Here is an 18208-nt window from a genome sequence, read left to right on the forward strand (position 1 = left end):
CTATTTATACTTCTTATGCATAATCAATCCATACACCACATGCAGTACGCCAAAGCCAATCATCCAGAAAAGCAATCCCCAACCCAAAAAGAAAAGGGAAATCAAGCCTAAAACAATTTCAAAATATCCCAAATATTTTACATCTGTTAAAGTATACCGTTCTGCACTTACCAAAGCCAATCCATAAAAAATCAGCGTTGCCGGAGCAATAAAAACGAAAAGATGATGATAAAGAAGCGCCAGACAAAAAAATCCTCCCGCCACCAAAGGCACTGCAAAAGTAATCAAAAGTCTTTTGGTTGTAGCATCCCATATCTTCAATCCTTTCTTTTTACTCTTGCTTGCTGTAAAAATATACCCGCTAAGAAGAGCAGCTGCTAAAATAACAAGCCCAATTACCACAAGTTCTTTTACCAATGACGGCCCGAAAACGTTTCTTTCCCCGTCAAAGTAATCAATCCCTTCTCTCTGAAAAACAAAATAGACATAGATTGCTCCTATAATGGCAGACAACCCGGCAAATACTCCAGACAGTCCGCTAAGAGAAATAAATCTTGAAGAACGCTCCATCATAGAACGTATATGAGATAAGTCTTCCTGATAGTTTTTTGATTCCATATAAAGAACTTTGAAATACAAAGTTAATAAAGAAAAAGAAATATCCAAATAAATTTGGATATTTTACTATATAAATCTGCAAAGCCAAAAAGGGATGGTAATAGTTTTTTATTTCAATACGTCTCCTTAAGCCCTATCAAACAGAAAAAATCTACAAGTGATCTTTAAGAAATGTTCTTCAGGCGATCACTCCACTTCTCCAATATTTCTTTTCCCTCATCATCGGTAAGGCGATCAACCGAAAAATGGATTTCGGAAGGCAATACGGAAAATCCAACAAATTCGAGAATACCTGTTTTAATGGGATGCAGGATATCGTCTATCTTACCATATCTTTCTGCAACGTAATTCTTTTCGGGACCACCTGTCGTTATAGACAGCAAAGCTTTTCGTCCTTTCAGCAAACCCGATTCGTAGATTTTTCCGTTATCATAGAACTTACCCATCGTAAAAACTTTATCTACCCAACCTTTTAGGAGAGCAGGAACAGAAAACCACCAAAGCGGAAACTGCCATATCATTACATCACACCAAAATACTTTATCCTGCTCCGTTTGTATGTCTTCTGCGAATGTATTGTTATGGAAAGCGAAGACCTCTTCATGCTGCTGGTTAAAATGTGCTTTATCTTTTTCTCCCTTAAAATTTCCTCTGCCCGAAACAGGATTAAAATCCATACGGTACAGATCAGACGTCTTCACTTCATGCCCTGCTTGCTGCAAGGCTTCAATAGCAGTCCGGAAAAGCACTGCATTAAAACTATTCGGCTCCGGATGCGCTAATACGATTAATATTTTCATTGTTTCTTTAGAATTAAATTAAACTATCATAATTATAGTTGCAAAATTATTTTGAGTCCTTTACATTTGCAATACCTATCGAAATAGATAGGTGGAAAAAACAGGTACGGTATGAAAGCAGAATGTATTGGTGACTATGTAACATTGCAAGGAAAAAATTATCCCTGCACCGTAAGTCTGACGATGGATCTTGTCGGCGGAAAGTGGAAAGCCGTGATCCTTTATCATTTAAAAGACGGAATGAAAAGATACAATGAGCTTCGTAAGGAAATTCCCTCCGTTACCGAAATGACATTAAGCCTGCAACTGAAGCAATTGGAAAAAGACGGTCTGATATCCCGAAAAGTCTATGGTAAAAAGCCGCCCATCAAAGTTGTTTACAGCTTAACCAATTTAGGAAACAGCTTTGTTCCTGTTCTGGAAGCCATTACTGAATGGGGCAATAAAGTCGTTACCGAAAAAGGAGAATTCATATCGGCCGAAGGATAAAAAAAGCACAAGAGGTTTTCAGGAAAAGTACTTGTGCTTTTTGTTTATATAATACTGTGGATAATCTTATTGCAAAATTCCGAATTTCCTGTTTTTAAAATCAATAACTATTTTCTTATCAAGAAAAAATACATTTCCGATAATTCCATCAATTTTATCATTCTCAAATCCAAAAAGATCATTGTCGGAATACCAAAGTTCTTTTGTTTTAAATTTATTTTTCCCAATAAAAATTTGCTTGTCAATTTCAACGGATTTTACAATTAAAGGATTGTTAAAGTTTTTGATATTTAAACTATCACCCGCTTTTGAACCACTAATCAGTTTTTCAAAATTTTTCCTGTAAGTAAATATCGGAAAGATGCTTGCTCCGCTATCATACTGAAAATGATAGGTTATTTCATCAATGTTTAACGGAATTATTGGTTTATTATTGATAATATTAATATCTACAAAAACTGTCTTTTCAATTTGTTTTTTAGAAAGCTGATCCGTTACTAAAATTTGATTTTTAGGAAAGTCAATTATTAGAATCTTGTCCTGAAAGATATCTGCACCCACAACTCCGCAAACCTCATCCTGCTCAAAATTTAGAAGCCCCATAAGTTTGTAGTTACTCTTCTCAAATTCTCCAATTTTAATATTTTGATTTTCAATAGAAAAAATCTGATGGCCCGCCGCTTCTGAATTTTTATCAATTTTACGATCTTTAATGAATTGAGCATTTTCAAAACATTTATCATAAATCAAAGTTGTATTTGCCCCCAGATCAAATTGAAATCTGTATTCTTTATTTTCAATTTTAAAGGGAACACTCATCGCTATCTTTTCAATTAATTTTCCATTCAGAGAATCTTTTTCCCATTTAAAATCTATTTTTTGAGCATAGGCATTCTGAATCTGACATAAAAATAAAACCAATAAAACTACTGTTTTCTTCATAATTTAGCTTATAAGATAGGATTTGAATGATACTGTCTGTAGCCAGACAGTTTAGTTATTTTACGAATATAAAACTTTTCACTGAGATCAAAAGCACAAGAGGTTTTCAGGAAAAGTACTTGTGCTTTTTGAGAAAACCTCTTGTGCTTTTGGTAAGCTCGTGCGATGTAGTTACAAAAGGCTTCAGGTAAAAATAATACTGAAATGATAAATTAAAAGGAAACTTATCTTCGATCTCAGTTTATTGTGATGTGATATATTCAAAAAAAACAAAGGGCATCTTAACAAATGTCCTTATCTGTTATATAGAGGTTAATGAGCATACATAGTCTCCCATTCAAACGATTTTTCAAGACCGGGCCTTTTTTGAAAAGTTCCATTTTCAATTTTGGTTCCCTGTGGCATGCTGTTTACAATATCGGTCATTTCTTTATGAAGTAAAGCTTCTTTCATTTCCACAAATTCCTTCATATTCATTTTAGGATAGCGGTCTAGTTTTGGAGTAAAATTTATATCCGGGTCAACGGATAATTCTACTTTTTCAGCTTTCCATATATTGAAGTTTTTATTATTCTCTCTGACATCCAAGATCACTCCCGGAAGCCCGAAGAATTTAAAAGGTCCTACAGAGTAAGGCAGCTCTTTCGTAAAATAGGCAGTTACTTCCGACCCTCTAAAATTAGCCGTTGCTTTTATGCAATGATACCCAAGGATTTTATTTGTTTTCGTCTCGTCAATTTTCCAGACCGGTTTGGCTACGTTATCATGAATAAAGTATTTCATTTCCCTATTTAAACCAGTAAAAAAGAAATCTTTTGTTTTTCCATTATCAGTAATTTTTGAAATAAAATAATTTTTACTCACAGGCTTACTGCTTTTCTTAATTGCTGATGTAGTACCTCCGGAATTAAAACTAATAATAGAATCCTGAATTGAAATCACATAAAGATCTTCATATAAGGTCGCAATAGGTGATCTGACATGATAATATTTTACATGGACCTGCTGAGCAAGTCCATGCGTAAAAAACACTATAAATGAAATCGTAAAAGTTATTCTTTTTAAAATCAGATTATATATTTTACAAATTCTGCAATATTTCACTTTTAAAACTTATAATTTTTAGTAAAATCACTTCCATTTGCAACCGAAGTATTCTCATTTATTACAACAGTATTATCTTTCTCTATTTTATAACTTACTGATATATTTGCTCCTGCGCCACTATTAATGACTTGTATGTCATTTGCAATTCCATATGCGACGGGTTCGGTGGTTTCGATAACATAGGTTGTAGTACCTCCTATGAAATCAGCTTTATCAAGGCTAACAGAGGATTCACCTGTTTTTACAACATTATTCACCTTCCAAACATCAAATTTGCCTCCCAAAGTTTGGCTCACAGCTACTATAGATACAAAATCTTCATTACCAACACCTACTAAAGTGACTGTGATTTTATAATTATTTGTATTAGTTGCAGTATCATCATCTCCTCCTGAACATGAACTAAACAAGACAAACAAACTGAAAAGAGACAGAATAAACAGAATTTTTTTTGATCGATTTTTTTTCATTTTTATTTTTTTTTAGTTAATAATACTATAGCAAAAATAGAGTTCCTTAGTCATCTACAACAAATAAAAACACACTCAATAACACTCAAGAGTATAATCAAGTATATTCTATTCGATTCATAAGAGGTTATTACATTATTCTGACGATTTTATTACAATAGTTTTTCGAAAAATAATATCTTGATCATGTAGTTAAAACAAAAAAAACCACTGAAATATCAGCGGTTCATTTCTTTTTTCTTTATTCAATTTTATTTTGCTCTCAGTCTTTCTTTGATCGCCTGTATATTCTTTTTAGCAGAATCTTCCAAGATAAGACTTGCACTCATATGGATTCTTGCTGGCATCAATTCGTTGAAGTGATCTGTTCCTTCCCAGGAAACTTTCTTGATCAAAGCCAAAGCTTCTTCACTTCTTGAAGAAAGGGTATTCAAGAACTTTTCAAGCTGAGCATCCATTTCTTCTATGGATTCAGAAACCGAATGGTAAATATTATGCTGTTCCGCCCATACTGCTGATCTGAAATCTGCATCAATGGCCATCGCTGAGAATTGTGATTTTCCTATTTTTCTTTCTACATAAGGCCCGATAACGAAAGGTCCGATTCCTAAATTGATCTCCGTTAAAGCCAAAGCAGAATCTTTTGTTGCAAAGCAGTAATCAGCACCGCAAGCAAGACCTACTCCACCTCCGGTTGTTTTTCCCTGAACTCTTACGACAACAATTTTCCCGCAATTTCTCATCGCGTTAAGTACTTTAGCAAAACCTCCAAAAAACTGTGTAGAAGCTTCTAGCTCTTCAATTGCTAATAACTCATCAAAGCTTGCTCCTGCACAGAATGCTTTTTCACCTTCGCTTTTAACAAGAATGGCTTTTACTTCAGGTTTAGCTCCTTCTTCAAGGATTGTCTGAGCCAGCTTTTCAAGAATAGCCCCGGGAAGAGCATTACTTTTTGCAGTTCCGAACGTAATTTCGGCAATAGTATTTTTAATTTCTGATGTTACAAAATCACTCATTTTTAGTATCTATTGGATTTATACAAAAATACTAAATAAAGGGCTTTTGAGAAAACTAAACCCACATTTTTGCCTTTAAAGAGGTCTATTTTTTTATTTGGAGTTTTTATTTTTTCCCATACAGCAATATCCTTTTGAAAGCATAAATAGCAGGAAACTGTTTAAATCTTTTTTCTATGCGCTTTTTATAGTCATCAATGAATTGTTGTCTGGTATTTCCTTGCAGCCTTTCCAGGTACGGAATCAATGCTGAACCGGAAATAAACTGAAAAAGCTTTTCAGCATCTTCGGCAATGATTGGATAGACTCTGATTGAAATCTGTAAATCTTTCAGGCCATATTGAAACATCATTCCTGAATATTCATCAAGGCTTAGCACTGGAGAAACTCTGTTCCAATGCTGCAGAGCGGTTGCATACGGTTCTTCTGAGGCTAGCTGAAACAGAATCTGATTGAGAATATTTTCTGCCTGAAGCGGCATTTGTATGGCAAACTGCCCGTTTTCGCTTAATAAGGAAAGCAGTTTTGGAAACAGCTTTTCATGATTATCCGACCATTGTAAGGCGGCATTGCTGAAGATCAAATCCCATGTATCTTTAGAGCCATAGAGTTCTTCAACAGTTTTTTGTTCAAACCTTAATCGTTCGTTTTTAAACGCTTGAGATTTGGCCAACATTTCCGCAGAGGAATCGATTCCTAAAAATTGAGCATCCGGAAATTTTTCTGAAAGGATATGGGTCTGCTCTCCGGTTCCGCAACCGATGTCAATGGCTTTCTTCAATCCATCAGGCGAGATAAGCTTCATCAGATCAAAGAAAGGAAGGTAACGTACATCCTTAAACTGGTTATAGACTTCAGGATTCCAAGGCATATTAATTTGTATTTGGTGATTTAGTGTGTATTCAGAGCCAGAATATATTTATCAATATAGAGCTGTTTTTCTTTTGATTTGTATTGCTGGATATATCTCGGGTGTTCCAACACGGTCATTTTTTCGAAAAGATGAGCTTCCTTATTTAGTTTTGAAATAAAATCTGCATTTTTCTTTCCTAAAATAAAGACCTCTGATGTATCCAGATTTAAGCTGATATGTTCCTTTAAGGATTGGATCATAAAGTCTTTCACATCGGTAAAGAGCTCTTTGTCATCATAGTAATTGGCATTCAGCCAGCCGTTTTTGGATTTTCTTACGATGGCCAAAGGAAATGGGGAATTAATATAGATATTTTTATAAAATTCCTGTGCACCTCCATATTCCTCGATCATATCGTATATAAAAACCGAAGAAACTTCGTGGGTATGCGCAGATTTCATTTTAATTCCGCAAACACTTTCCAGACGTTTGGTATCGGTAAAAGGAACTCCGGTAACTCCTGCTCCATGACGGCTCGGATTGATTCCGATAATGAATTTTCTTCTGTCTGAATCGTTATAATATTGATGATAAAACTTTTGCATAACGGTCATGGTTTCGGGATTATCCAGATATGGATTCAGCACCTGAAAGTCTTCCGGCAGCGATCCTGAATAGTGCAAGCTTTTATTAAACTCAATGACCTTTTCTGCAAAAGTTTTATTCATGTTTAGTCTTTAAGAAAAACGAAACTTTCAGGCTGATCATCACTATCATCGTCATCATAATCTTCATCGTCTCCTTCTTCACTTAAAGCCAATTCAATATCAATAAACTGAATATATAAACCGCAAACGTTCTCATTGGCATCATACCCGAAATATACAGGATAAGTCCCATCACCAAAACCACTTGCAAACATTGGAATCTGATAATTTGTATTGGGAACCCTCCAGTTGATCCAATCTCCTGCATCTCTCTGGTTGTTGGGATGATCTTTATAGCTTTGGGCAAAAATTTCAGCAAAATAATCATCGTACATATTGTCTAGCTCTGATTCATCCACAAATTTATCCACAAAAGGAAGTACTTCTGCATCGGTAATACAGCCTAAACCGGCATCCACACCAAATCCAAAGAAATCGTCTTCGGTTACGTCTTCCAACTCTTCAATTCCGACCAAAGCTTCTCTGTAAACAACAGGTTTTTCTTTGGTAAATTCAACTTTTACCACAGCATAACGGTCGCCCCAATCTTCAGATTTCACCACCGCAATAGTCACAGGGAAATCTCCTTTCGGAGCCTGAATAAAGTATGGAGATTGATTTCCATTTAGAGAAACCAACGGATCTCTCACCACCACTTTTCCTGAAGGAAGAGAAACATTTCCGATTTCCATGGTTTCCAATTTCTGATCCACAATTTCATTTGAAGTAAAATAGGTTTCCAAATCGGTCGGGCAAACCAAAATATTTTTTACTTCTGCATATTTCTGCATCCAGTTATCATCCATTTTTCAATATTTTAAATTTGGTTGAATTAATAATTAAAAGTACAGTTTATTTATTCTGCTTCAAATTCTTCTTCCTGCTTTAATCCTCTAATAAATGTTTCGAAGTCTTTTGCCAGAAAAGTTTTTTTGAAATCACTCTCCTGATCTACATGTACCACCTGAGGTTCTCCGTTTTTTCCGCATTCGGAATAATCCAAAAGAATCATATCATGTCCTGCTGAAGGACAGTCGCAAATATAAATACCATCGGCAGGATATCCCCATTCATCGATCATAAATTGGCTTCCCAACTCGCCACACACGGAATATTTTTTGCTTTTTCCAATCGCCATAATTCCTGTAATGGCTACATGATCTTCCGCCCAGGAAACACTTTCTGTGGTGGGAAAACATGGTTTATTCACCAATCCCCCGTTTTGTAGTCTCATCAATTCTATATAAGATCCCGGAAGCTGATACCCCAATTTATGTTCAACTTCAGCAATTATTTCATCACCTGGAAAATCTTCAATATAATCTTTTGATGAGTAACTGCATTCACTCCAAAAATTTGTAAAGTCAAAATCTTTGAAAAACCTTAATTCCATAGTATTTTATTTATTAAAAGTAGCTACATCAAATATCTATATTATTTTTGAAATAGATATCGTTTTTTTTAACATTCTAATGCTTTATATTTTCCCAATACTACTTTTTTTATCTAAAAGTCATCTTGTAAACGGGTTACAAAAATTTATATTAATAAAGATTAATCTATCAAATAAAAATCCCTTTTAAACTGGGTCTAAAAGGGATTTGTTATATTTCGAATTAAATCAATCCAAATTGTTCAAAGTGGTGGGTGAAATGCTTTTTATGCATCAATTCCCACATTTCTTTATTCAGTTTTCCGAAAACAAAATTCATATGTTCTGCATGTGGATTTTCTTTGTAATAAATAGAGAATCTTTTCAGGGTATCCATGAAAGAGATTTTTGCAGCTTCAAGATTTTTATGTCTCAACTCCAATAGCTTTTCATCTTCTGCCAAAAACGGCGCCGGGAAATCTTTCGGCATCTTTCTGTGATTGTAAAGAGAATCCTGCCATTTTTCCAATTGTTCTTCCGGAGTAAAGCATTTGTCTGCTTCCGGCTCACCAAGACTTACCAACACTCCGTGCTCTAAATGCTCAATCATTTGCTGAGGAGACATCTTACCCCAACTTGGCTGAGTAGATTCCGTTAAGCCATTCAATGTTTTTTGAATGTTCTTTAAGTTCAGATCGATGAATGGAGAATGTTTTGCCACCAATGTTAAAATGGTCGCTACACAAACCACCTCATCTCTTTGGTTTACCACTTCAACCAACCATTTTACAACACCGGAAGGAATGTTTCTTCCTTTCACTCCTCTGTTGATTTTTTCTTTCGCTGTTAAGTAAACCGTAATCGTATCTCCTGCATAAACAGGCTTGAAGAATGAACAGTTTTCCAATCCGTAGTTGGCGATAACCGGTCCTTTTTTACCTGAAACGAACAATCCTGCCGCTGCAGAAAGGATGAAATATCCGTGAGCAACCGTTTTATCAAAGATAGTTCCAGTTAAGCTTGTTGCATCTGTGTGTGCATAGAAATGATCCCAAGAAACGTTAGAGAAATTCACGATATCTGCATCAGTAACTGTTCTTCCTGCTGTTTCTAAAGAATCTCCAACTTCAACTTCCTCAAAATATTTCTGGAAAGGATGTTTATCTGAGTATTTTTTCTCAGCGCCTTGTTGATAAATTTTTGTAATTGCTGTCAACGTATCCGGAGAACCCTGAATCGCCGTTTTTTGAAGGAAAAAATGAAGACCGCCTAAACCGCCCATTTCCTCACCACCTCCTGCTCTTCCGGGACCACCATGCATCAAAGTAGGAAGCGGAGAACCGTGACCTGTACTTTCTTTCGCATTGTCTCTGTTTAACACGAAAATTCTTCCGTGCTGAGAAGCCATTTTCCAAGAAGTTTCTGCTACGAAATTGTCGTCATGAGAAATGATAGATCCTACCAAACTTCCTTTTCCTCTTTTTGCCAACGCTGCCGCTTCTTCTGCATCTTTGTAAGGCATCAAAGTAGAAACCGGTCCGAAAGCTTCGACATCGTGAGAGATATTTTTCGTAAATGGAGCATCATTTAAGAACAGTTTCGGACTCATAAATGCACCATTTTCATAGTTTGCATCTACCAGTTCATGTTGTCCGTCATAAACTAATTCCGTTTCAGCCTTTAATAAGTTTACTTTTCTTAAAACTTCATCATATTGCTGTTTTCCAACCAAAGATCCCATTCTTGTTTCTCTGCTTAATGGGTTCCCTATTTTTGTCTGGTCTAAAGCTTTAGACAAAGCATTCTGAACATCCCCAATTAAATTTTCAGGAACGATAATTCTTCTGATTGCCGTACATTTTTGTCCGGCTTTTGTTGTCATTTCGTTACGAACTTCTTTGATGAACAAATCAAACTCAGTAGTTCCCGGTTTTGCATCTAATCCAAGAATTGAACAGTTCAAAGAATCTGCTTCCATGTTGAAACGAACCGCGTTTCCTGCTATTGACGGTAAAGATTTTAATTTTCTACCTGTAGTTGCAGAACCTGTAAACAATACAGAATCTCCATCCTTAATATAATCCAAGATATTTCCCGGTTCACCACAAACCAGCTGAACCGCTCCTTCAGGAAGAATTCCGCTTTCAATCATATCTTGGAAAACCGCGTTTGTTAAATAAGAACCATAAGGAGAAGGTTTCACGATCGAAGGAACGCCTGCCAATAAAGAGGTTGATAATTTCTCTAACATTCCCCAAACCGGAAAGTTGTACGCGTTGATCTGTACAGAAACTCCTTCACTTGGAGTCAGGATATGAGTTCCCAAGAAAGTTCCATTAGCAGAAATCTTCTGAGTTTCCCCATCTACCCAGAACGGAGTATTTGGAAGCATTCTTTTTGCCAATCCTGAATAAGTGAAGAAAGTACCGAAACCTCCTTCGATATCTACCCAAGAATCAACATGAGTTGCTCCTGTTTTGTAAGATAAATCGTAATATTTTTTCTTTCTTTCTAATAAGTAAAGGGCTACTTTTTTCAACATTTCTCCACGGTCGTAGAACGTCATAGATGAAAGGTTTTTGTAACCAATTGTTCTTCCGTAGTCAAGCGCCTGTTCAAAATTCAGACCTTCTGTATCGGAAACAGCAACCTGCTCACCATTTACAGCATTGTATAAAGGAATCCCGTTTCCGTTTCCTTCTACCCATTCACCGTAGATATAGTTTTTTAACTTTTCCATATAGTTTTTACTTTAATAATGTATCCGTTTAACAGTGTATGAATGATTCTTTACTTTGTTCAGAATGACAAGCACAAAATTGCCATAAATGATACATTTTATATTGTTATATTTTTAATTTTTTGGTTCCTGATACGGAAACAACTTTACCAAGCCTTCATACAAACTTCTGTGCAGAATGGTTGCGTGATTGTCTGTTTCCATCATTTTATATTCTACCGTCCAGTTTTTCTTATTTGCTTTTTTCAGAACATCATATAAATCTTCTGCATCTTTTACCATCACCGGATGTTCACCTTTTCCGACAGAAACATAAATAAATTTCTTCGTATCCGGAATGTTGGCTAATAATTGAGGAGCCTGTTTTAAAAGGCTTTCATCATCCCACCACAAACTCGGACTGATGATAAAATAATTGTTAAACATTTCAGGCTTTTTCAGCAAAATTTCTGTTGCTAAAAGCCCACCCAATGACTGACCAAATAAATAGTTTTCAGTTATTTTAAACTGGCTTTCGATATATGTTTTTAATTCTTTTTCTAAAAACCCGATGAACTTATCTGAATGTCCTGTTGTAGGATAATCTTTCTGTAAGTCTTTTAGATCTGTATGGAATGTAAAGTCTCTTTTTCTGTCAATATTGGCTATTCCTACCACAATAGTTTCCGGCATGGAATACATTTGATTAAAGAATTGGATCAACCCCGTAACATGAATAAAATCTTCGTTCATGCTTCCATCTAGAAGATAAATGACCGGATGTGATTTCTTTTTATCAAAATTTTGCGGAAGATAGATGTTTAAAGTCCTTTCTTCATTTAAAATCTTAGACTTTATAGTTCTGATTTCTCCAATAGTCAATGGTTTTACATTTCCGGTCTGGGCAAAAGCTACGGATTGAAATGCAAGGAGAATACTGCAGAATATAATTAGCTTTTTAATCATGTTTTTTCTTAATTAATTGTCTTTTCCAAACCTCATAGGTTTTAGAAATCTGAGGTTTAGATGGGACTCATTATTTCACATCGTCCCAAATGCTGTAATCAACAACTTTCGTAGGAATCTGCTGAACATATTCTGTAAATGGTTTGCAAGGCAAAATCGCGTCTTTTCCCTCTCTTGCTAATTCCTGATATAACCTTGTTCCTTCTGTTTTCCATTTTATCATTTCATCGGAAACATCACGAATGATCTTTGCAGGACTTCCAACAATCAATTTTCTTGGTTCACATCTGAAGTTGGCAGGAACAAAAGCTAATGCACCGATGATACATTCGTCACCGATAACCGCTTTATCCATCACCACCGAGTTCATTCCAACCAGACAGTTTTTTCCAATATGTCCGGAATGAATAATTGCTCCATGACCTATATGTGCAGATTCTTCCAAAATGGTTTCAATCCCTGGGAAAACATGAAGGGTGCAGTTTTCTTGAACATTTGCACCATCCTTGATGATAATTTTACCCCAGTCGCCACGAATAACCGCGTTTGGACCGATATAAACTTCTTCGCCAATTTCCACATTTCCAATAATCACTGCTTGCGGATGAATGTAAGCAGAAGGTTTGATGATGGGACGAATTCCGTGATATGAGTAAATATTCATAATTTTAATTTGAAAATTTGAGAATGAGTTAATTTGAAAATTATTTTTAACGCAAAACCCGTAAAGTTTTTTTGAAAATATTTCTGCATATTTTCCGTCCGCAAAGGCGTTTCACTTAGCAAAGGCAGAATGTTAAAATTAATGAGCTAATTTAAAATTAAAAATGTGTTCTTAATATTATTTTCAAATTCTCAAATTAGCACATTTTCAAATTAAACTCTTTCAATTACCATTGCGTAACCTTGTCCGACTCCGATACAAAGGGTACACAATGCATATTTTTTATTTTGTTTCTGAAGTTCTATTGCAGCAGAACCTACGATTCTTGCTCCGGAAACTCCAAGTGGGTGACCGATTGCAATAGCTCCTCCGTTTGGATTAATTCTTGAATCATCATCTTTTAATCCTAATGTTCTCGTTACAGCTAAAGCCTGAGCAGCAAACGCTTCATTCAATTCGATAATATCCATATCATCTAATGAAAGATTCAGTCTTTTTAGTAATTTCTGAGTTGCCTCAACCGGACCAATTCCCATAATTCTTGGTTCAACACCTGCAACAGATGATCCTAAGATCTTAGCTTTAGGTTTTAAACCGTATTTTTTTACAGCTTCTTCACTTGCTAAAATAAGTGCTGCTGCTCCGTCATTCATTCCTGAAGCGTTTCCGGCAGTTACCGTTCCTTCTTTTCTGAAAGCCGGACGAAGTTTTCCTAATCCTTCCATTGAAGAAGTAGGTTTGATGAATTCGTCTGTATCGAAGATTTTCGGTTCTCCTTTTCTTTGAGGAATTTCAACTTTTACGATCTCTTCTGCCAATCTTCCACTTTGTTGAGCTTTAGTTGCTTTTTGTTGAGACCAAAGCGCAAATTTATCCTGATCTTCACGGCTGATGTTGTGCATATCTGCTAGGTTTTCAGCAGTATCTCCCATTCCGTCAACTCCGTATAATTCTTTCATTTTCGGATTGATGAATCTCCAGCCGAAAGTGGTATCAAACATCTGACTGTCTCTACCGAAAGCCGCACTTGGTTTTGACATTACATACGGAGAACGCGTCATGTGTTCTACTCCACCTGCAATGTAAATCTCACCTTCTCCAGCAGCAATTGAACGGAAAGCATTTGCTACAGCAGACATTCCTGATGCACACAATCTGTTTACTGTCTCTCCTCCAATTTTGTAAGGAAGTCCAGCCAATAAAAGCCCCATTCTTGCTACGTTTCTGTTGTCTTCACCTGCCTGATTAGCACATCCGAAAATAACGTCCTCGATTTCCTCGACAGGAACTTCAGGGTTTCTTGCTACCACTTCTTTAATAACAATCGATGCTAAATCATCTGCTCTTACTTCCGATAGGCCTCCCTGTAATTTTGAAATGGGAGTTCTCACATAGTCTATAATGTATACGTTGTTCATAATTTTAATTTGAAAATTTGAGAATGAGACCATTTAAAATTATCATACTCTCTTTTCTATTTATTTGTTTTTATTTCTTATTTCAAAAACCTGTTGTAAAGTATAAGGTTCGTATTTGAAATCTTTTCCGAACATTCTTTGAGCATCTTCTTCAACGGTAGAATCAAATCCGGCCTCTTTTCTCCTTTTATTTACATTCTTAGGATCTTTAACAGGCCATATAAAATTGATAAAAATTTGTTTTCCATTTTTATCTTTTGTCATTTCTCCTTTCCCTTGTGTTCCGTAGATCTGTTCTTTGTTTACATTCATCAGATATCTGTCTTCCATCATTGCCACCCATGTAAAAGGAATTTCTTTCTTTTTTCCCGCTTCTTTAATAAGAGGCAGATATTTTCCAATTTTTGTTGAATGCTGGATGACATACCATGCCGCCTGATTGGTAGGTTCCCCTACAAGCGTCTTGCCCGGATAGCCATATTGGGAAATAATGTTTTCAATTTTCTGCATATTCAAACTGTCATGTTCTGCGACCAACTGCCAGTTTTTCTTTTCAAACTCTTCTTTGTCAATATTCAGATCTTTCAGCAATTTCTCTCTTTTCTCCGGAGTTATTTCGGAATCAAAAAGCATTCTGTAGCCCTGATCGACTTTCATGATCTCATCGAGTTCTTTTTTCAAAGTTTCATTTACTTTCTGCTGAGCATTGATCAGAAAGGTTGAAAGCATGAAAAGCAGAAAAAACATTTTTCTCATATTGCTTAATTTGGTATTTGGCTGGTGTTTTTACAAATCGGTCACTTTTTTTCCAATTTTATAGACTGTTCCTACAAATTTTGCAATCAGTTCTTCATTTTGATTGGTAATTTTAATATCATAAACAGCGGTTTTTCTGGTATCATTTACCAAAATGCTTTCTGCTCTGAAAATATCACCTTCTCTTCCGGCTTTGGTGAAATTGATCGTTACACTTAATGCGACTGCTGCATTTCCGTCATTGTTTGAGGAAAAAGCGAAGGCCGAATCTGCAAAAGCAAACGTTACTCCTCCGTGAACTGTTCCCAATCCGTTAAGCATTTGTTTGGTGATCTGCATTTCAATTAAAGCATAGTTTTCTTTAATATCAATGATTCTGATTCCTAAAAATTGGGAGAAATAATCTTTCTCCATCATATAATCTACAACCTGTCTTGGATTCATTTTTAATTTATGCTTGTTATTTCTTCATATAATTCATCAACCAATCTGTCATAAATACTCATGGTTTTCCCAAGAATTACCTGTTCGTATGTAAGATGCTCAGAATTTGATGGATTTTCAGATGGATAAGGAGCATTTATGTCAACGCCATGCTCATTAGCTAATCTTTTGATCAGCCCACGATATTTATCATTGAATTCACCTAATAATTCAAGTTTTTCCTGATAATCACTTATCATAGTAAGCTCCTGAACCATGTATTCTTTTTCAATCATGAGCCTTGTTTCTAATTCGGCTCTGAATGCATCTATATTCATACTATTAATTTAGTTTACGTAATAGCGGGCTTTGTCTATATCTTTCTTCCTGATATTCTTCGTAAAGATTTTGAAGAGTTTCGGAGATTTTTGCATATCCTATTTCCTGTCCCCAAGCTAATAATCCTTTTGGATAATTTACTCCTTTCTGCATGGCCAATTCCAGATCTTCATCATTGGCAACACCTAATCTTTTTGCTTCAACCGCTTCATTGATCAACATGGAGATAATTCTCAAAAATATTTGCTGATAAAGTGCATCGTCTTTTTCTGCAACAGGTTTTTCTGCTCCTTCAGCATAATCGTAGAAACCTTTTCCTGTTTTTCTACCGTGAAGTTTGGCTTCCGACATTCTTTGCTGAAGAAGAGAGGGTTTGTATTTCGGATCGTAGAAATATTCGTTGTACACTGTTTTCGTTACTGAGAAATTCACATCAACCCCAATAAGATCCATCAATTCAAAAGGTCCCATTTTGAAGTTTCCAATTGTTTTCATAGCTTCATCTACCTGTTCTACCGTTGCGATGTTCTCTTCAACAATTCTCAGACCTTCCCCATAGTAAGGACGGGCAATTCTGTTCACAATAAATCCTGGAATATCTTTAGCAATCACAGGAGTTTTCCCCCAATCTTTCATGAGATTGCAGATTTTTTCCGCTAATGATTTTTCTGTTAATAAAGATGGAATAACCTCAACTAAAGGCATTAATGGAGCCGGATTGAAAAAGTGAATTCCGATGAAACGCTCCGGTTTTTGTAATTCCGCACCCAGAGAGGTAATGGAAATAGAGGATGTATTAGAACCAATGATACAGCTTTCTGAAACGTGTTTCTCTAATTCTGTGAAAACTTTGGTTTTAATTTCTTTGTTTTCGATGATGGCTTCAATGATCAATTCGCAATCTTTGAAATCCTTCAATTCTGTAGCGATGGAAATATTAGCTAAAATTTCAGTCATTTTCTCTCCTGAAATTTTTTGTTTATCAACCAATTTGGTCAATGTTTTTTCCAAACCTACGGTTGCCGTTTCTACTTGTTTTGCGTTGGCATCATAAACCCAAACTTTGCATCCGTTCGTTGCGGCTACTTGTGCAATGCCGATTCCCATGGTTCCGGCACCGATAATTCCTACATTTTTCATTTTTTATAGATGTTAGAAGCTAGAAGTTAGAAGCTAGACTTTTGCTAATTTCTAACCTCTAATTTCTAAATTCTATAATTTTTATCTTCCTTTATAATTAGGTTTTCTTTTTTCTAGAAAGGCACTTACCCCTTCTTTAAAATCTTCTGTTTCTGCAGCTTCCTGCTGTAAATCTCCCTCTAGCTCCAATTGTTCTTTCAATGTATTGTTGTAAGAAGCAGCGAATGCTTTTTTGGTTAATTTAATAGCTGCGGTCGGCATATTGGCCATTTTTTCAAGGATTTCCATTGATTTTGGAAGAAAATCTTCTTCATTGAAAACTTCTGCAACCAAACCATAAGATTTCGCTTCTTCAGCAGATAATCTTTTCCCTGTAAATGTTAAATAGTTTGCCAATTGTCTTCCTAATAGTTTGGGTAAGTAATACGTTCCCCCTGTATCAGGAATTAACCCAATATTTGAAAATGCCTGAGCAAAATATGATTTATCAACCGCCAAAACGAAATCAGAAATTAAGGCTAACATCGCTCCTGCGCCTACTGCAGGACCGTTTACCAATGCAACGACAGGTTTTCTGCAACGTGTGATTTCTGTAACCAAAGGATTGTAGTAGTCGGTTACGATTTTTCTGATAATGTCATTGTCATGATGTTCATTACCCTGTACAAAAGCATCATCCAAATTCTGACCAGAGCAAAACGCTCTTCCCCTTCCTGAAATCGCCACACATCTTACCGTTTCGTCTTCACTACATTCTTTAATAAAATCTTTTAAATCTGATAAAGACGGCTTTGTAAGCGCATTCATAGTTTCCGGCTGATTGAGGTAAGCTATTTTAAGTTTTCCGTCAAAATGCGATTCAATGTCAAGTTGTGTGTACATATTAAATTGGTTATTAATAGGTTAATATTAAAAATGATTGTTTTATAAAATTAATCATTTTTAATGACATTTAAAATAGTCAAAAGGCTCTAAACAATCTAAACATTGATAAGATGCCTTACATAAAGTAGATCCGAATCTACTGATCTGTTTGGTATGCTCAGAACCACAACGAGGGCATTTCTTCGGTTTCCCAATATGATGCTCGTCTGCTCCTTTTTCGGGAGGTGTGATTCCGTAAACACGAAGTTTTTCTCTCGCTTCATCTGTCAACCAATCTGTTGTCCAAATCGGAAACATTTTGGTGACTACTTTCGCTTCCCAACCGTTTTCTTTCATCATTTTGATGATGTCTTCTTCGATTGTGAACATCGCGGGACAGGCAGAATAGGTAGGCGTAATGATAACTTCACAAGTTTTTTCACCTGTAATATTTGCTTCTCTCACGATCCCCAATTCCACGATATCAATCACTGGAATTTCCGGGTCAGGAATTGTTTTTAATAAATCTAAAAGCTGATTCATAT

The 18208-nt window shown here is 35.8% G+C and carries 21 protein-coding genes; 1 reads left to right on the forward strand and 20 read right to left on the reverse strand.

The window, feature by feature from the left end:
- The gene (locus JI747_RS05425) at positions 1-618 is read right to left on the reverse strand and encodes a hypothetical protein (protein ID WP_225686847.1); all 618 of its coding nucleotides are present in this window, start codon (positions 616-618) and stop codon (positions 1-3) included.
- A gap of 164 nt (positions 619-782) precedes the next feature.
- Positions 783-1418: an NAD(P)H-dependent oxidoreductase gene (locus JI747_RS05430; protein WP_225686848.1), complete on the reverse strand. Its 636-nt coding sequence runs from the start codon at positions 1416-1418 to the stop codon at positions 783-785.
- 111 nt (positions 1419-1529) lie between these two features.
- Between JI747_RS05430 and JI747_RS05435 the strand changes: the two genes are divergently transcribed.
- Complete coding sequence (locus JI747_RS05435) at positions 1530-1907, forward strand: winged helix-turn-helix transcriptional regulator (protein WP_317197613.1); 378 nt, start codon at positions 1530-1532, stop codon at positions 1905-1907.
- 66 nt (positions 1908-1973) lie between these two features.
- Here the strand turns inward: JI747_RS05435 and JI747_RS05440 are convergent, their stop codons facing one another.
- The 18 genes from JI747_RS05440 to paaD all read right to left on the reverse strand — a co-directional run bounded on the left by JI747_RS05440 (position 1974) and on the right by paaD (position 18206).
- Positions 1974-2849, reverse strand: a complete 876-nt coding sequence (locus tag JI747_RS05440; RefSeq protein WP_225686849.1) for a hypothetical protein — start codon at positions 2847-2849, stop codon at positions 1974-1976.
- 312 nt (positions 2850-3161) lie between these two features.
- The gene (locus tag JI747_RS05445) at positions 3162-3881 is read right to left on the reverse strand and encodes a GLPGLI family protein (protein WP_225686850.1); all 720 of its coding nucleotides are present in this window, start codon (positions 3879-3881) and stop codon (positions 3162-3164) included.
- 74 nt (positions 3882-3955) lie between these two features.
- Positions 3956-4426 (reverse strand): hypothetical protein, encoded by a 471-nt coding sequence (locus JI747_RS05450; protein ID WP_225686851.1) that lies wholly within the window; start codon positions 4424-4426, stop codon positions 3956-3958.
- Positions 4427-4677: 251 nt separating this feature from the next.
- Positions 4678-5442, reverse strand: coding sequence for an enoyl-CoA hydratase/isomerase family protein (locus JI747_RS05455; RefSeq protein ID WP_225686853.1), 765 nt, complete (start codon positions 5440-5442; stop codon positions 4678-4680).
- Between the two features lie 106 nt (positions 5443-5548).
- Entirely contained in the window at positions 5549-6313 is a 765-nt protein-coding gene (locus JI747_RS05460; protein ID WP_225686856.1) for a methyltransferase domain-containing protein, read from the reverse strand.
- A gap of 20 nt (positions 6314-6333) precedes the next feature.
- Positions 6334-7023: an SMUG2 DNA glycosylase family protein gene (locus tag JI747_RS05465; protein WP_225686858.1), complete on the reverse strand. Its 690-nt coding sequence runs from the start codon at positions 7021-7023 to the stop codon at positions 6334-6336.
- A 2-nt stretch (positions 7024-7025) separates the two neighbouring features.
- Positions 7026-7808 carry a DUF4241 domain-containing protein gene (locus JI747_RS05470; RefSeq protein WP_225686860.1) on the reverse strand — a complete coding sequence of 261 codons (783 nt, stop codon included), beginning with the start codon at positions 7806-7808 and terminating at the stop codon, positions 7026-7028.
- Positions 7809-7858: 50 nt separating this feature from the next.
- Positions 7859-8395, reverse strand: coding sequence for an SMI1/KNR4 family protein (locus JI747_RS05475; protein WP_225686863.1), 537 nt, complete (start codon positions 8393-8395; stop codon positions 7859-7861).
- Between the two features lie 223 nt (positions 8396-8618).
- Entirely contained in the window at positions 8619-11114 is a 2496-nt protein-coding gene (gene paaZ / locus JI747_RS05480) for a phenylacetic acid degradation bifunctional protein PaaZ (RefSeq protein ID WP_225686865.1), read from the reverse strand.
- 114 nt (positions 11115-11228) lie between these two features.
- Positions 11229-12059, reverse strand: coding sequence for an alpha/beta hydrolase (locus JI747_RS05485; protein WP_225686867.1), 831 nt, complete (start codon positions 12057-12059; stop codon positions 11229-11231).
- Positions 12060-12129: 70 nt separating this feature from the next.
- Positions 12130-12723, reverse strand: a complete 594-nt coding sequence (locus JI747_RS05490) for an acyltransferase (protein ID WP_225686869.1) — start codon at positions 12721-12723, stop codon at positions 12130-12132.
- A 212-nt stretch (positions 12724-12935) separates the two neighbouring features.
- Entirely contained in the window at positions 12936-14141 is a 1206-nt protein-coding gene (pcaF, locus tag JI747_RS05495; RefSeq protein ID WP_225686870.1) for a 3-oxoadipyl-CoA thiolase, read from the reverse strand.
- Positions 14142-14201: 60 nt separating this feature from the next.
- Positions 14202-14897, reverse strand: coding sequence for a DUF6624 domain-containing protein (locus JI747_RS05500; RefSeq protein WP_225686871.1), 696 nt, complete (start codon positions 14895-14897; stop codon positions 14202-14204).
- 30 nt (positions 14898-14927) lie between these two features.
- Positions 14928-15341: a hydroxyphenylacetyl-CoA thioesterase PaaI gene (gene paaI / locus JI747_RS05505; protein ID WP_225686872.1), complete on the reverse strand. Its 414-nt coding sequence runs from the start codon at positions 15339-15341 to the stop codon at positions 14928-14930.
- Between the two features lie 2 nt (positions 15342-15343).
- Positions 15344-15658 carry a hypothetical protein gene (locus JI747_RS05510; RefSeq protein WP_225686873.1) on the reverse strand — a complete coding sequence of 105 codons (315 nt, stop codon included), beginning with the start codon at positions 15656-15658 and terminating at the stop codon, positions 15344-15346.
- 4 nt (positions 15659-15662) lie between these two features.
- Positions 15663-16799 carry a 3-hydroxyacyl-CoA dehydrogenase NAD-binding domain-containing protein gene (locus JI747_RS05515; RefSeq protein ID WP_225686874.1) on the reverse strand — a complete coding sequence of 379 codons (1137 nt, stop codon included), beginning with the start codon at positions 16797-16799 and terminating at the stop codon, positions 15663-15665.
- An 81-nt stretch (positions 16800-16880) separates the two neighbouring features.
- Positions 16881-17681 (reverse strand): enoyl-CoA hydratase/isomerase family protein, encoded by an 801-nt coding sequence (locus tag JI747_RS05520; RefSeq protein WP_225686875.1) that lies wholly within the window; start codon positions 17679-17681, stop codon positions 16881-16883.
- A gap of 60 nt (positions 17682-17741) precedes the next feature.
- Positions 17742-18206, reverse strand: coding sequence for a 1,2-phenylacetyl-CoA epoxidase subunit PaaD (gene paaD, locus JI747_RS05525; protein WP_225686876.1), 465 nt, complete (start codon positions 18204-18206; stop codon positions 17742-17744).
- Positions 18207-18208: the final 2 nt, after the last annotated feature.

Origin of the sequence: Chryseobacterium tagetis (genome assembly GCF_016735585.2) — a bacterium.
GTDB lineage: Bacteria > Bacteroidota > Bacteroidia > Flavobacteriales > Weeksellaceae > Chryseobacterium > Chryseobacterium tagetis.

Bases quoted from the DNA above. Each gene is read 5' to 3' on its own strand.
- JI747_RS05425 (WP_225686847.1), bottom strand. From the start codon at position 618: ATGGAATCAAAAAACTATCAGGAAGACTTATCTCATATACGTTCTATG.
- JI747_RS05430 (WP_225686848.1), bottom strand. From the start codon at position 1,418: ATGAAAATATTAATCGTATTAGCGCATCCGGAGCCGAATAGTTTTAAT.
- JI747_RS05435 (WP_317197613.1), top strand. From the start codon at position 1,530: ATGAAAGCAGAATGTATTGGTGACTATGTAACATTGCAAGGAAAAAAT.
- JI747_RS05440 (WP_225686849.1), bottom strand. From the start codon at position 2,849: ATGAAGAAAACAGTAGTTTTATTGGTTTTATTTTTATGTCAGATTCAG.
- JI747_RS05450 (WP_225686851.1), bottom strand. From the start codon at position 4,426: ATGAAAAAAAATCGATCAAAAAAAATTCTGTTTATTCTGTCTCTTTTC.
- JI747_RS05455 (WP_225686853.1), bottom strand. From the start codon at position 5,442: ATGAGTGATTTTGTAACATCAGAAATTAAAAATACTATTGCCGAAATT.
- JI747_RS05460 (WP_225686856.1), bottom strand. From the start codon at position 6,313: ATGCCTTGGAATCCTGAAGTCTATAACCAGTTTAAGGATGTACGTTAC.
- JI747_RS05465 (WP_225686858.1), bottom strand. From the start codon at position 7,023: ATGAATAAAACTTTTGCAGAAAAGGTCATTGAGTTTAATAAAAGCTTG.
- JI747_RS05470 (WP_225686860.1), bottom strand. From the start codon at position 7,808: ATGGATGATAACTGGATGCAGAAATATGCAGAAGTAAAAAATATTTTG.
- JI747_RS05475 (WP_225686863.1), bottom strand. From the start codon at position 8,395: ATGGAATTAAGGTTTTTCAAAGATTTTGACTTTACAAATTTTTGGAGT.
- paaZ (WP_225686865.1), bottom strand. From the start codon at position 11,114: ATGGAAAAGTTAAAAAACTATATCTACGGTGAATGGGTAGAAGGAAAC.
- JI747_RS05485 (WP_225686867.1), bottom strand. From the start codon at position 12,059: ATGATTAAAAAGCTAATTATATTCTGCAGTATTCTCCTTGCATTTCAA.
- JI747_RS05490 (WP_225686869.1), bottom strand. From the start codon at position 12,723: ATGAATATTTACTCATATCACGGAATTCGTCCCATCATCAAACCTTCT.
- pcaF (WP_225686870.1), bottom strand. From the start codon at position 14,141: ATGAACAACGTATACATTATAGACTATGTGAGAACTCCCATTTCAAAA.
- JI747_RS05500 (WP_225686871.1), bottom strand. From the start codon at position 14,897: ATGAGAAAAATGTTTTTTCTGCTTTTCATGCTTTCAACCTTTCTGATC.
- paaI (WP_225686872.1), bottom strand. From the start codon at position 15,341: ATGAATCCAAGACAGGTTGTAGATTATATGATGGAGAAAGATTATTTC.
- JI747_RS05510 (WP_225686873.1), bottom strand. From the start codon at position 15,658: ATGAATATAGATGCATTCAGAGCCGAATTAGAAACAAGGCTCATGATT.
- JI747_RS05515 (WP_225686874.1), bottom strand. From the start codon at position 16,799: ATGAAAAATGTAGGAATTATCGGTGCCGGAACCATGGGAATCGGCATT.
- JI747_RS05520 (WP_225686875.1), bottom strand. From the start codon at position 17,681: ATGTACACACAACTTGACATTGAATCGCATTTTGACGGAAAACTTAAA.
- paaD (WP_225686876.1), bottom strand. From the start codon at position 18,206: ATGAATCAGCTTTTAGATTTATTAAAAACAATTCCTGACCCGGAAATT.